12 protein-coding genes are annotated in these 12,467 nt (G+C 40.0%); 9 read left to right on the forward strand and 3 right to left on the reverse strand.

Going from position 1 to position 12,467, the window contains the following annotated elements:
- The first annotated feature begins 51 nt into the window (after window positions 1-51).
- Together ACO05G_RS07210 and ACO05G_RS07215 are read left to right on the forward strand one after the other, a co-directional pair.
- Entirely contained in the window at window positions 52-714 is a 663-nt protein-coding gene (locus tag ACO05G_RS07210) for a DUF4386 domain-containing protein (RefSeq protein ID WP_421765344.1), read from the forward strand.
- Window positions 715-863: 149 nt separating this feature from the next.
- Window positions 864-2,399, forward strand: coding sequence for a M20/M25/M40 family metallo-hydrolase (locus tag ACO05G_RS07215; RefSeq protein ID WP_421765345.1), 1,536 nt, complete (start codon window positions 864-866; stop codon window positions 2,397-2,399).
- 291 nt (window positions 2,400-2,690) lie between these two features.
- Here the strand turns inward: ACO05G_RS07215 and ACO05G_RS07220 are convergent, their stop codons facing one another.
- From ACO05G_RS07220 to ACO05G_RS07230, 3 genes are all read right to left on the reverse strand, one after another.
- Window positions 2,691-2,927: a type II toxin-antitoxin system RelE/ParE family toxin gene (locus tag ACO05G_RS07220; protein ID WP_421765708.1), complete on the reverse strand. Its 237-nt coding sequence runs from the start codon at window positions 2,925-2,927 to the stop codon at window positions 2,691-2,693.
- A 46-nt stretch (window positions 2,928-2,973) separates the two neighbouring features.
- Entirely contained in the window at window positions 2,974-3,153 is a 180-nt protein-coding gene (locus tag ACO05G_RS07225) for a hypothetical protein (protein WP_421765346.1), read from the reverse strand.
- A gap of 102 nt (window positions 3,154-3,255) precedes the next feature.
- Window positions 3,256-4,029: a DNA/RNA non-specific endonuclease gene (locus ACO05G_RS07230; protein ID WP_421765347.1), complete on the reverse strand. Its 774-nt coding sequence runs from the start codon at window positions 4,027-4,029 to the stop codon at window positions 3,256-3,258.
- Window positions 4,030-4,157: 128 nt separating this feature from the next.
- Here ACO05G_RS07230 and ACO05G_RS07235 point away from each other — a divergent pair, with 128 nt between their 5' ends.
- From ACO05G_RS07235 to ACO05G_RS07265, 7 genes are all read left to right on the forward strand, one after another.
- The gene (locus tag ACO05G_RS07235; RefSeq protein WP_421765348.1) at window positions 4,158-4,760 is read left to right on the forward strand and encodes a hypothetical protein; all 603 of its coding nucleotides are present in this window, start codon (window positions 4,158-4,160) and stop codon (window positions 4,758-4,760) included.
- Window positions 4,761-5,061: 301 nt separating this feature from the next.
- On the forward strand, window positions 5,062-6,246 hold the full coding sequence (locus ACO05G_RS07240; RefSeq protein ID WP_421765349.1) for a hypothetical protein: 1,185 nt from the start codon (window positions 5,062-5,064) through the stop codon (window positions 6,244-6,246).
- A gap of 22 nt (window positions 6,247-6,268) precedes the next feature.
- A complete protein-coding gene (locus ACO05G_RS07245; RefSeq protein WP_421765350.1) occupies window positions 6,269-7,240 on the forward strand; it encodes a hypothetical protein in 972 nt (323 codons plus the stop codon).
- A gap of 3 nt (window positions 7,241-7,243) precedes the next feature.
- Window positions 7,244-7,624, forward strand: coding sequence for a hypothetical protein (locus ACO05G_RS07250; RefSeq protein ID WP_421765351.1), 381 nt, complete (start codon window positions 7,244-7,246; stop codon window positions 7,622-7,624).
- Window positions 7,624-8,532, forward strand: coding sequence for a hypothetical protein (locus ACO05G_RS07255; RefSeq protein WP_421765352.1), 909 nt, complete (start codon window positions 7,624-7,626; stop codon window positions 8,530-8,532). Before ACO05G_RS07250 ends, ACO05G_RS07255 begins: the two co-directional genes overlap by 1 nt.
- 1 nt (window position 8,533) lies before the next feature.
- Entirely contained in the window at window positions 8,534-9,832 is a 1,299-nt protein-coding gene (locus ACO05G_RS07260) for a carboxypeptidase regulatory-like domain-containing protein (RefSeq protein ID WP_421765353.1), read from the forward strand.
- Window positions 9,832-12,465 carry an OmpA family protein gene (locus tag ACO05G_RS07265; protein ID WP_421765354.1) on the forward strand — a complete coding sequence of 878 codons (2,634 nt, stop codon included), beginning with the start codon at window positions 9,832-9,834 and terminating at the stop codon, window positions 12,463-12,465. The genes ACO05G_RS07260 and ACO05G_RS07265 overlap by 1 nt, the downstream gene beginning before the upstream one ends.
- Window positions 12,466-12,467 lie beyond the last annotated feature (2 nt).

A 12,467-nucleotide genomic window follows, 5' to 3' on the forward strand; every position in this document is an offset into this window, starting at 1 on the left:
TAAATGCAACCATTCGGACTATTCGATCATCTACCTCCAAAACCTAACAAAATGGAAGATCTCAATAAACAAAAAAGGGCAGTACTTGGATTAAGAATTGTTTACCCCCTTTGGGCGATCATAGGAATAATCAATCTCCTGTACATTCCGTCACAATTGATTGATAAAAGTAATCCAGCCCTCACCGCTGAAAACATACTCAATAATGAGTGGCTCTTTCGGGTTGGGATTGCTGGAAGTTTGTTTACTCAGCTAATCAGTATTATCGCCGTTTGGTTTCTGTACCGTCTTTTCTACGATTCATTCAAAGAACCAGTGATTTTGACAGCATTATTCAATTTTTTGGGTGTGCCAATTACCATGCTTAGTGTTGCCAAACAACTTGAAGTATTAGATGTATTGGATAAACCAGATCAGGTAATTGCCCTATTGAATCAGCAGACTTATGGGACTGTGATTGCTACTATTTTTTGGGGATTGTGGTTATTGCCGCAGGCCTATATGGTTATGAAGTCACCTCTTTTTCCGAAAATAATGGGTTGGTTTTTAATCCTTGCAGGCATTGGTTACACATTATCTGCATTTCTCTATTTCCTTGGATTTAAAGATTCACTTTTGATGGAAATATTAGATACGCTGACCATGGGAGAGGTGATCTGGATGCTTTGGGTGTTGATCATGGGTGCGCGTTGGAAAGCTCTGGAACACCACTAAACTCAATCGATTCGAGAAGTTCCAGACGTCTGTTAGTTTTTTTTGGTGGAAGCAATATCAAAACTGTTCCACTCATCACAAAATTGATTCGTGCCTGGATTTAGATAGGTATATTTGATTGTATCTAATTCAACCCTAAACAGAATCTCATGAAACGATTACTATTCATTCCCGCACTTCTTATCGCTTTTTTGGCCATAAGCCAGGAAACAATTGATCAAGAGGCCATTGAAAAAATCAAAAAAGAAGGTCTTGAAAACTCTCAGGTACAACAGATTGCTTTTGAACTGATTGACAAGGCAGGACCCAGGCTTTCCAATTCTCCCGGATACGATCGGGCTGCTTCCTATGCCATCAAACAGCTAACCGAGTGGGGTCTTGAAAATGCGCAAAAGGAAGCCTGGGGTGAGTTTGGTAGAGGATGGGAAGTAAATAAAAGCTACATCGCAATGACCAAACCATATTATATGCCATTCATAGCTGTACCGGAAGCATGGACAGAAAGTACAGATGGTGCAGTTTCTGGTGAAGTACTTTTCGTAGAGATTAATAATGAAGAAGATTTTGAGAAGTACAGAGGAAAGTTAAAAGGGGCAATTGTCGCATTCAAACCAAGAGGAGATCAGTCACCCACTTTTGAGGCAGATGCGCTACGATATACTGAAGAAGACCTGGGTGAAATGACCGAACCTCGTGCAGAAAGAAGGCAATGGACAGAAGATGAAATTGCTGCCTTTCGTAAGCGAAGGGCTTTTGGCACTACTTTGAATACATTTCTTAAAGATGAAGGGGTTGCTTTGATTATTAAAGGCGTGAGGGGACGACACGGCACACTTTTTACCAGTAGCCCGAGAAGCTACGGTAAAGATACGCCAACGGGTGTTTGTGAATTGGAGACAGCTCCGGAACACGTCAATCTAATGGCTCGCCTTGTTGAGAACGGAGTATCAGTGGAAGTAGAAGCTGAAGTGAAAACTACGTTTAAAACGGACGATCTTGCAGGATATAATGTAGTAGCAGAAATACCAGGTTCAGATCCCGATTTAAAAGATGAAATTGTAATGTTAGGTGGACATTTAGATTCCTGGCATGGAGGAACTGGTGCAACCGATAATGGTGCTGGCTGTATTGTGATGATGGAAGCCGTACGCATTCTGCAAGCTGCAGGTCTTCAGCCTAAACGAACGGTACGCATCGCCTTATGGGGCGGGGAAGAGCAAGGAATTTTTGGTTCTCGCAACTATGTGAAAAACCATTTTGGCGATGCAGAAACAATGGCGCTAAAGCCAGAACATGGCCAAATATCTGCTTACTATAACATTGACAATGGTACGGGAAGGATCCGAGGCATCTATTTGCAGGGAAATGAGGAAGTAGGTCCCATTTTCAAGGATTGGTTTGGCTCATATGAAGACATCATGGAGAATACCACTATTACTAAAAGAAATACTGGAGGTACAGACCATTTAGGTTTTGATGCGATTGGAATCCCGGGATTTCAGTTTATTCAAGATCCGGTAGAGTATTGGTCACGAACACACCATACCAACATGGATACCTATGAGCGACTGGTTATTGAAGATCTTCAACAGATAGCTACTATCGTTGCAGGCTTTGTTTATAACACTGCAATGCGTGATGAAATGTTACCGAGAGAAGAGGTGGAAGTTACTGAAGGGGATTAAAGTGGAGTAACTTCCAATTTACCAGCCCGCTTGAGTAAAATACAACATGAAGTGCTCCGCTCAACTAGCGGGCAGATGTCCCGAACTGAGCAATTTCTGATAAAAGTAGCGAACCTGAATCACACTCACAGCGCTATCTGCGAAGTACTGCGTTAACCAAGACATCCGCCAGAACTGCCCACAGTTCTTCAACGAACAGAAAGTCACAGAAGGGGCAGGGAGTGGTAGGTTACTGCAATGGTTGCTAGTAGCAGTTGACGGGGATGCCTAGTCATCTGCATTGCTAGCTTGTTAGTCATTGTTTTTTAACCTTAGGATTCTAGAGCTGTGATGGACAGTTAAGATGAAAATGTTGTCGTTGATAACCTCATAGATAATTCTGTAGTTACCCTCAATGAGTTCTCTTAAATTCTCTTGTTCGGTTTCAGGAACACTGCGCCCAACTCTTGGATGAGTTGATAGAATTTTAACCTTATTAAAAAGTTTAGATACCGTTAATTCGGCATATTTCGGTGAATCAGTGGCTATGTATCACCAATTTCACTTAAGTCAGTTAACGCATTACTTGTCCAGACTATTTCAGCCACTTGTCAAGTTTACTTTTAGCCTCTTCATGAGAAAAAGTGTTCCCTGCTTGTATGTCTTTTTTTCCTTTCTCAATTTTTTCAAGGACAACCAATCTTTCAATTAGTTCGTCAAGTTCGAAATCTTGAGGCATGTCCTTAAGAGAATCTATAGCCAATTGCTTATTCATAATATAAAGATACTGAAGAAGTACGATAAAGGTTGCTCATAGGAAGTATGATGACTAACTTATAGCTAAGGGACATTTTTTATGTTTAAAAACAAGGTGTGTTTAATCATCCCAAAAATTTCTAATGTTTGTTTTTTCCCACTCAATCCAATCACCCATGAGGTTTGGCCATAGTTTTATGCCAGCTAGCAATTCTACTTTTTTAGTGGTAACCTGATACTCTTTTAACGCTTTCTCCTCCTTTTTATTCTCCATAATAAAGTTCCACATATAGTGCTTCCCTTTATCGTTTTCAATTAAGATGGATTTGAAAAATTTATGTGGAACTGGAATAGTGACATCTACGTCATTATACTCTTCTTTAAGCTCCTTTTTTCGATCTCTATCCACGCCGATGAATTTTGTTGGTTTAGAAAGATCTATAATCGGACCGGTCATTACATACGTTTCATGGATGTGCGGTTGCATATCCAATTTTCTGACGGCCTCCTCCAGATATCTCCACTTATAGCGATTGAGTCCACCAGTCTGAGGGGTCATATTAGTAAGCAAGAATGTTTCACTATTCTGCACACCTAGCTGACTTTGGTCGGCATTTGGAACCAAATGACCTCTGTCATACCCAGACTTTTTAAAGTCGATTAGGTCTGCCCTAAAGCGCATAGGGATACGAAAATCTGGACGAAAGGTATCCTGACGTTCTACATGTTCTTCTTCAAATTCATGGATTTTCAATGGATCTACTATTTCCAAAACCCATTTTGGCTGACGTAAAAAATAAGAATATCCGACGGTATAATACCGATTAAATACGATTTGATCTGCAGCGGGAATACCAAATTTACATTCCTTTTGGATTGTTGCATAGTCACTCATAGTAGTTCAGTTTTTTACTAAATTAATGTTTGTAAATTATTTTACAAGTACCGTATTATTGAATAAACATTGCAGAAAATGAATTCAAAGTCAAAATGACAATAAATTAGATACCGTATCTTTCTATTATGAACCGAAATCTGTACATGGCAGCTATCATTAGTTATGGCATAGCGCTGGTATTTATGTTCTTCTGGATTTTCAACAACCTAGTGGGTGGTTTGGCTTTCAATGAATTCACCACACACCCTGATCTGGTGGTCGTGGATTGGGTCATCATGATACTTTGCGAACTTTTACTACTAAAATACTTTCATGCGAAAAAGTACAAGGTAGCTTTTGTAACCAGTTTGATCTCTATGATCACCTTTATGGTTCTTTATACATCCGTTTTTAGCTTCTACAAAGGCATAGGATCGGGTGAGTTAATCAATCTCTTTGTTTCGGTTCATTTGGTAGCAGCAATTACATTTTCAGTAGGTCTCGTACTTTCTAAAGCCTCTAAACAAAAAATTTTGAAACTGGCAGGTGCTTTAGGTATTGTTTTAGGTAGTATTGTGCTTCTCACACACATCTATGGCCTTAACCTGGCAAAAGGAGAGACATTGAATCTGATACTGGCAATCCAACTTTGGACCAGTAGGTTTGGTGATGCGCTGATTCTGATTTTCTTAATCCTGAATTTTTATCAAGAGATTAAGCATGAGCAAAGAATGATTCTTAGCTCATAGACAAGCTCATTACCAGGTTATGAGAAACCTGTATATCACTGCACTTTTATTGCTCCTATCGTAAGGTTCTTGTACCGAACCAAATGCAGATCTGACTACATATAGCTAAATCAAATCCTTCCTTTTCTGAAGTTAAAATCATTTCTAAAGTAAAAGCCCTGCTTTACAAATGAAAGAGGCCTATCCGTAAAATATACTTCTTGCTCATTCAATCGATTGATAACTTTTAATTAAGGTTTATCTGTCCACCATCAGCAGGTCAATCGATTGTTTGAAGTTTCATTTAAAATACTCACCAATTATGTCTTCAAAAAGTTCTGTTGAAACACAAAAAGTGGCCGGAGCTATCGCCAGTATGGGGATAGATGAACTCATCTTTAATATGGCCAAAGGAATTGCTGATGGTCAGGCACGTCTGGATCAAACCTGTATGGATCTGGCGGTTCAAATGGGTGACGCACAAATAGAATTCGGAAAGATACCTGGAACAGATGAACCTGATCTGATCAGTCTGGTAGAGCTTGGTTTCACACCAAATTTTTATCAGTTTGTCGATACCATCTTAGAAATCAATGTCTCTGTTACCAGTCAGTATGAGGAAGAAAAGGAAACAGTGACGTCTGATATAGATCAGCAAACGGATGAGAAACAGACTCAAACCCAATATGCACACCAACGTAGCAACAATTATTCAGGTTATGGTTATGGTCATAACTGGGGTTGGGGCTGGGGAAGATGGGGATATGGAGGCTATGGCTATGGATACTCAGGAGGTAGCAGTACGGCATATAAAGAAAACACCGCACAAAAATCAAAAACTGTAAAGGTACATACAGTGGATGCCTCATTTGCATCGAAGTATGGATATGAAGTTGCAGCAGCATCTGTCATTAAGACTAAAATTGTTCCCATTCCTCCACCACAGGTGCTGGAAGAGGCGGTTCAAAATGCGGCTAAGGAGCGTAAAGAATGGGCGAAACGTTTTGCCTTATTAAGGTATTCAAAAAACCTATTACCAGCTATTGCCACATCTGGTAGCAAAACCAATGAATTAATTAATCCATTCCTTGAGTTGAAAGATGGTGATGGTGCTATTACTCAAACCAAAAGTGCACCTTCATATTCACAAGTAACAGATATCAAAATAGGGCTGGAGAGCTTAAACGATGAGTTTACCAAACTAACCAATGACCATTGGTCAGTCATTGAAAATGTAAAAGACAGACGATTGTTAGATAATCTTTTTGAGAATCTATTGAAAACCCTAGGCAAGATCATGAAAAACTATGACGCAGATAAGCAAGCACGTAAATCTGATATCGATGCGGATGAATTAAATAGCGACCTGCAAATGTGCTTCGATAATCTGGATAGCATGCAATCAAAAGTAGATGAAATCATGGAGCGACTACCATTGACTCCAGAAGAACAGGCAGAAGCAGATCAGAAAAAGGATGATGATGTGCAGGATAATCCGACCACTTAATTTTAACAAAATCAATTGACACATGGCACGAGATATAGCACAGGAAACACTTAAGGTTGGAAATGCACTTGCGAGCGTACGAATAGATGAGATGATTGTAAACCTGGCAAAAGGTATTGCCTGGGGCCAGTATGAACTTGATCGGGTAGGTGTAGACATCACCAAAATGATGGGTGCACCTGGCACGGTCACCATTGGTGGGGATCAGATTTCCATGCTGGATGCCGGATTCACTCCTTCCTTTTATCACTTCGTAGATACGATTCTGGAAATGAAAATTGAAGTAAATGTTCGTGAAGAAGAAAGCTCCTCAACCAACATAAAGGCGTCACAATCGGGTAGTGTTGAGACAAGTATGAGTGCTTCAATGTCAGGTAGTGCTAGCTACAACGTAGGTTTTTTCAAAGCAAAGATGAGTATGAGTGCCAGCTACGGAAGAAAAGCGACCTCTGCATATTCCAGGTCTTTGGACAGTACAAGCTCTCAGAAATACAGTCAGGACTTGTCAGCTTCCAGTCTAATGCGTACGAAAATCGTACCAATCCCACCTCCGGAATTATTGCTGGAGCGAATAAAGATCCTTTTGGAAAAGCTACGCAAAGAAGCGGAAGAGGCGGAGGTTGCCAGCGAGAAAGAAGCATTGGGACTAGACAAACTAGCAGATAACAAGCTTTTTGAGCTAACAGGCATCAGTCCTGATTTACTGGACAATCCTGATAGAGAATTGAAGAAGGTGATTTATGATGCCTTTTTTAAAGAAGAAGTGGAGCTATTGAAAAGCGTGGACATTACCTTTAAGGAGGAACAAAAGAGTGACGATGAAAAGATCACAGTAAGGAAATGGATCGTCAAGGATAAGATTGAAAACAAATACATTATCGCACTCACTAGTGAAGAAGGGCATAGTGATATCATGTCGGTGCACGCTGCAGGTGAAACTCAAAAAAGTGCATTTTCCTTCGATGACCTGCTTGACCTGGATATCCCAGCTTAAGCGATGAAGTTCAAAGGAATATTTGATACCATCTCGGATGAGTTCCATCCTGGAATTTCCGATAAAATCAAGGCTATCAAAGATCAGATGATCTATGCTTCACAATCCCCGAGAGCAAAGCAATTGGACATTGACCCAAAGGTCGAAAAAGGGTTAAACTTCAATAAATCAACCGATGATTCATTACCCCTTGAATCTATGACGAGAGATCCATTCGCATCAATTTCGAAGGTGGACATGCCCATCGATCCGAAACACAAAAAGGACAAATTGATGGATGCGATCCCGAAGAAACAGGAAGCAAATAAGAGCCAAGAAGATGATTTGATGAGAGTGGAATCTAAAAAATGGAAAGAAAAATTCAATCTTGGTTTTGATGTCTAATGGAACAGAACGATTCAAATAAAGTCCCTGAGATTTCCATCGATGAAGCCTTACAGCTTTACCTCTCCATGGCTTTTCCTCAAGGATTGCCAGAGGGAGAAGAGGGAGAGGTTATTCTAAAAACCATCAAAGAAAAAATAGCTTCTGAGCGACCAGAATGGGCCAAAGCTTCAGGTTGGCAAAATGATCAAGAGGAAGATGCAAGTAGCTACTCTCAAATCAAGCAACAGGCGGTGGAAGATGCTTCTAAGGAAGAGCTTCCGGAAGATCCTGAAGAACGCTACCTTCATTTAAGGAGAGAAGAAGCACGAGAAAACAGTGAGCAAAAAAGAGAAGAAAAGCTTGAAGAAGAGGAAAAGTCGAGCCAACGGAAGGCACTGATTGATAAGAAAAGTAGTGATGATGAAGCGCTTTTGAAACGTGCGGCGTTGATTAAAAAGGTATTATTGGAACGGGCCAAACAAAGATTGGCACCAGATTTCAGTGATCACAAAGTCACAGCCTCAAGCAAGCCATCCCTTGCTCCACACGATTCCTCCATCAATCATCAAGTTGTCAATCTGAATAAACCAGCTGCCCCTACAATGGCTGTTGAACCAGAGATCTTCCTTACAAAGGATAGCAAAGCCTTTAGCACGAATGATATTCCCAAACCAAATAGGAAGCCAGACGCGAAAGAATGGTTCAAAGACTTCAAAACCCTATCTGTTGATGACCGGATGGAATCCATTAAGGCTTACAATCAAAAGAAACGCGAGATGCTTGAGAGCAAGCACGATTTAATGTGGGATAGTCGATCGGGTGGCAAAAAAGGGGGATTGTCATTCGATGACGATCAATTCGAAATGAACGAAGGACTTTCATTCAAATCTGATCAATCACCCACATTTGGACTGAAATTGGAATAGTATGATCCTCACTCAAACACCCAAACCAGACATACACGCATGGGAGTTGGAGAATGCTCTGAATGTGATCAAAAAGCATGTGCGTAAGTCAAAATCATGGCAATTTCGTGAAGAATACATCGATCGTGGGATACTGGATCCCTATTACATACTCATGATCCGGCAACCTGAGGATGATAAACTGGATGATGTTTGGAATCAAAAGGTACTCAAAAGTTCTCAACCTGGGTTTTCTTACGTACATCGTACCAGCAAGTGCAGCAAGGATTATTGGTGTGACATTAATATCCGTGACCTAGTCGAGCGATTAGATCTTTTCAAGGAATCTTATGATTTGAATAGGCTGCAGCCGCCGGGACTCAAAGGAGACCTTTTTGTACCAAGGGATCCACACCAGATTTTCGAAAAGAAACGCTACATCTATGAATTGCTTACTCCTTTTAAATCATTGACCGGTATTGGTCCCAGCATGTATGCCATGGGACCGGGAGCAGTCTGCGGGACAGTCTATGATGTGGAAAATCGACCGCTAGATGGCGCGGATGTTGAGCTGAAAATGGGAGAAGAGGTTCTAAAGCGTACGACAAAAAATGGTGGATTATTTTGGTTTTCCAAAATTCCGGCGGGCACTTACAAAGTAACGGTTAAGCATTATGCATGCACGATTCAGGTAATACGAAGGGACGAATTTGGTAACATCAAAGGTTGGCTCACCGATCAGGATGGTTATCCGGTAGAATATGCAGATGTTCATTTCAAAGCTCCGGATAATGAAATATTTAAAACCACCACTGATGAAACCGGAAAATTCACAACAGGGCCTTTGCCTGCTTTCCCGGTAAGAGATACACCCTTATCCAATTACCCATATCTGATGGATGTGCCAGACTTTCTATTCTCATCAACAAAGTCGGTGGTTGTTAAAGATGCAGTCATTGGTGGTGTTCTCCGTAATCAAAAAGGTCGCGTAATGACTGGTCAAGTGGTTATCCTGAAACAATCAGGAGAAGAAGTGAGCCGTACAACCACAGATGCGCATGGTAACTTTCAGTTTTTTGAACTGGTAGGAGGAACCTATGTCTTGGAGGTTCCCGAATCGACTATCTACTTAAGTCATTTACCACCGGGGAAAGTCGTTGGCAAGTATCCAATGGGAGACGCTAACCAGACCCGTGTGGAGCTCATCATGCAAGATAAGGTCATAACCACTGAGCGTCTGTCGAGGGATAAAGCCTTCCATTTTGACAAGGTAACTCCAGGAACTTACGAGGTGATTTTCAAAGAAACAGGAGAAGATTGATGGCGTTTTTCACCGAAATAGGGAAAAAGTATAATGTAACCGGTGTAATGGGCGGATGGGACAATTACACACCTGCAAATCCTGCCGATGAGCATTCCAGAGGGGAATCGACCGGTACGGCAGTCCTTCAGCTAAAAGGCAAGGTGGTAGAGGTAACATCTCTCGAGCATTGGGTAGAAGAAGGACACCCTGCGAAAGAAGGCGATCCCTTTGCACCGTATGAGGTGGTGAAAGTCATTGTAGTGGGAGGAGACGGAACGGAATATTATGGCTGGGTGGTCTACGATGGAGTCAAAAATGTAGAAGAGGTAATCGAGCAAGAAGACCCGCCGGATCCACCAGATCCAATAGAAGATCCAGACCCTCCAGTAGAACCACCAAAACCAGACGAAGAGCTGGAGACAAACGGAAATGAAGTCCATGTCAGGGCAGGAGAGACGGTGGTTCTGGAGTTGGAGACTGAAGGGAAAAGGGAAAGAAAATTTGGAAGTTTAGAGGTTCAGGTTAAAATTGAAGAGGGACAAGAAATGCCTCAAAAGCTATTCTTGCAAAATACAGTTGGGACTCAAATTGAAGAAATAAAAATTGATACTAATCCTCAAAGCATTAATTATGGAATTGGAGAAATATCTAATGTAGAAGCAGGTGAGTATGAGTTAATAATCAAGCCGGAATTAAAATTTGAAGGTCATCAATATGATCAAATTGTGTATTTCGATAAAGAAAGTAAAACGATTAATAAATCTGCAAATGAGTCTATTGAAAAATTAGCTCAATATCTAAGAAATCAAATTGATAAAAATATTAACACCGTTGTTTTAGAAGGCTATGCCAACGAGGAAGGCTCTAAAACTTATGCTGATAATCTAAAAATTGAAAGGTCGGTAGCAGTTAAAAAATTACTAACTAATAAGTTGGTTTCTGATTCAGTTAGATTAGAAACAAGAATTAGTATTAATGAAGATCAAACTGATTTTGGTTCAAAGGGTAGAAAAGTTGAAGCAAAGGCATACTCGGATATTGACAATTTTTCCCATGATAGAGAATGTTACATTGATGTCAATGAATTTAAATATAAGGACATTCATACTATTTTGGGCGAAAGCGCAATTAAGAAAGGAGCGGCCCCAGTTCCTCAAAACTTTACTGTAAGAGTTGAAATTCCAAACTACAAAAACACAGAAGCATACTATCAATCTTATTTGCCAGAAAGTAAAATTGATGGAGTCAATGGTTTTAAGTTGATAAGCGAAGAGGCCTTAAACGTATACAAGTTTCGTGTCCAAAAAAAGAACGGAGGGGGGCTTCAAGCGACTTATGATTCTGATCAGGACACATCTTTTAGTCAAAAATCATTAATGATCTTAATAGATGGTAATCTAGCTCTTTTGACAATTACCCAAGTGACTGAGAATGATAATGATGCTTTTCAAGGAGATTCTGGAAGACGTATCTACGGATATTATCAAATTGTGAATGCGAAATGTCAGCTTTCAAAACAAAAAATCTACTTAAGAACAGCTAAGCATTTAGGACACTATGTATTTAGGAGGGGTATTGATTTATATATTGAAAATAATGAATCTCCCAAGGATACTCATTCATCAATTAAAGTCATTATAGGTCAACGTATTAGAGATAATGATTTAGCAGAAGAATTGCTATCAAAGAAAAATAAGCTTCTGGAGAGCTATTTTCAGAAACAAGAATCACCGGATTGGTATCCAAAAATTGAGGAGCTAATGTTCATCAAACATGCAAATGAAACCAACCCGATCTATCAGGAAGCAATTAGCAATATTGAAAATATAAAGAACAGAATACAACCAGGAGAAGCTTTTGAGTTGGGATGTCCTAGGGATAGTGGGGAAAACAGAGCTTTGATTTGGTTCGAGCCCAAATTTGAAATATCAAATGTACCCGAGATCGAAAGGAGTTTAATAACAACTGAAACTAATTACAATCAAACTACTGGTTTTAACACTGACTATGCTTTCAAATTTGACTTTAAGAGAAGTGCATGGGGAGGTGTATGGGTAAGAAACAAGTCAGGGGTGTGGATGCAAATTAAATCTTTAGGTAGAGAGATTGGAAGTGATGATGATATTGGCCCATATGGTGAAGTATACAATTTAGATGAATATCTGCCGGATTTATTCTTTTCAATTGATGAATCAATTGCTGCAAATATCCAAAGGCAAATTTCGAGTGACTCTCCCGCAATATACCTTGATGAAAACAATCAAATACCAGTTTTAAAAGATAAAGAGAACAATGTAATTCATGATTTTACAGATGATACTGATATAATAAAACTTGGTTCATTTGTCGAGTGGGTAGAGGTTCAGTTTGTAAAGAGGACTATTCCTGGAAACAATATTCCTATGTACGAGTCTGTCGATGGTCATAAAAAAGCACGTTGTTCCAGTGTTAAAGGTGATGATTACATGTTCTGGCATACTGTCATTTGGCTACAAAACAATGGCGGAGAGTGGGCCAGAAAATCTTCTTTTGAAAGTGGGAAACCTCGAGATGCGGATGATAACCCGACTAATAAAATAGAAACTGGATTCATAAAGATACCAGAAACTTCTGAAGAGCTGCAGCAATTTTTATCAAAATGGAAATTCTGAAA

The organism is Ekhidna sp. (assembly GCF_965227465.1).
GTDB lineage: Bacteria > Bacteroidota > Bacteroidia > Cytophagales > Cyclobacteriaceae > Ekhidna.

What these genes read in the sequence shown, in the direction of transcription:
- ACO05G_RS07210 (WP_421765344.1), top strand. Translation starts at nt 52, where the DNA reads ATGGAAGATCTCAATAAACAAAAAAGGGCAGTACTTGGATTAAGAATT.
- ACO05G_RS07215 (WP_421765345.1), top strand. Translation starts at nt 864, where the DNA reads ATGAAACGATTACTATTCATTCCCGCACTTCTTATCGCTTTTTTGGCC.
- ACO05G_RS07225 (WP_421765346.1), bottom strand. Translation starts at nt 3,153, where the DNA reads ATGAATAAGCAATTGGCTATAGATTCTCTTAAGGACATGCCTCAAGAT.
- ACO05G_RS07230 (WP_421765347.1), bottom strand. Translation starts at nt 4,029, where the DNA reads ATGAGTGACTATGCAACAATCCAAAAGGAATGTAAATTTGGTATTCCC.
- ACO05G_RS07235 (WP_421765348.1), top strand. Translation starts at nt 4,158, where the DNA reads ATGAACCGAAATCTGTACATGGCAGCTATCATTAGTTATGGCATAGCG.
- ACO05G_RS07240 (WP_421765349.1), top strand. Translation starts at nt 5,062, where the DNA reads ATGTCTTCAAAAAGTTCTGTTGAAACACAAAAAGTGGCCGGAGCTATC.
- ACO05G_RS07245 (WP_421765350.1), top strand. Translation starts at nt 6,269, where the DNA reads ATGGCACGAGATATAGCACAGGAAACACTTAAGGTTGGAAATGCACTT.
- ACO05G_RS07250 (WP_421765351.1), top strand. Translation starts at nt 7,244, where the DNA reads ATGAAGTTCAAAGGAATATTTGATACCATCTCGGATGAGTTCCATCCT.
- ACO05G_RS07255 (WP_421765352.1), top strand. Translation starts at nt 7,624, where the DNA reads ATGGAACAGAACGATTCAAATAAAGTCCCTGAGATTTCCATCGATGAA.
- ACO05G_RS07260 (WP_421765353.1), top strand. Translation starts at nt 8,534, where the DNA reads ATGATCCTCACTCAAACACCCAAACCAGACATACACGCATGGGAGTTG.
- ACO05G_RS07265 (WP_421765354.1), top strand. Translation starts at nt 9,832, where the DNA reads ATGGCGTTTTTCACCGAAATAGGGAAAAAGTATAATGTAACCGGTGTA.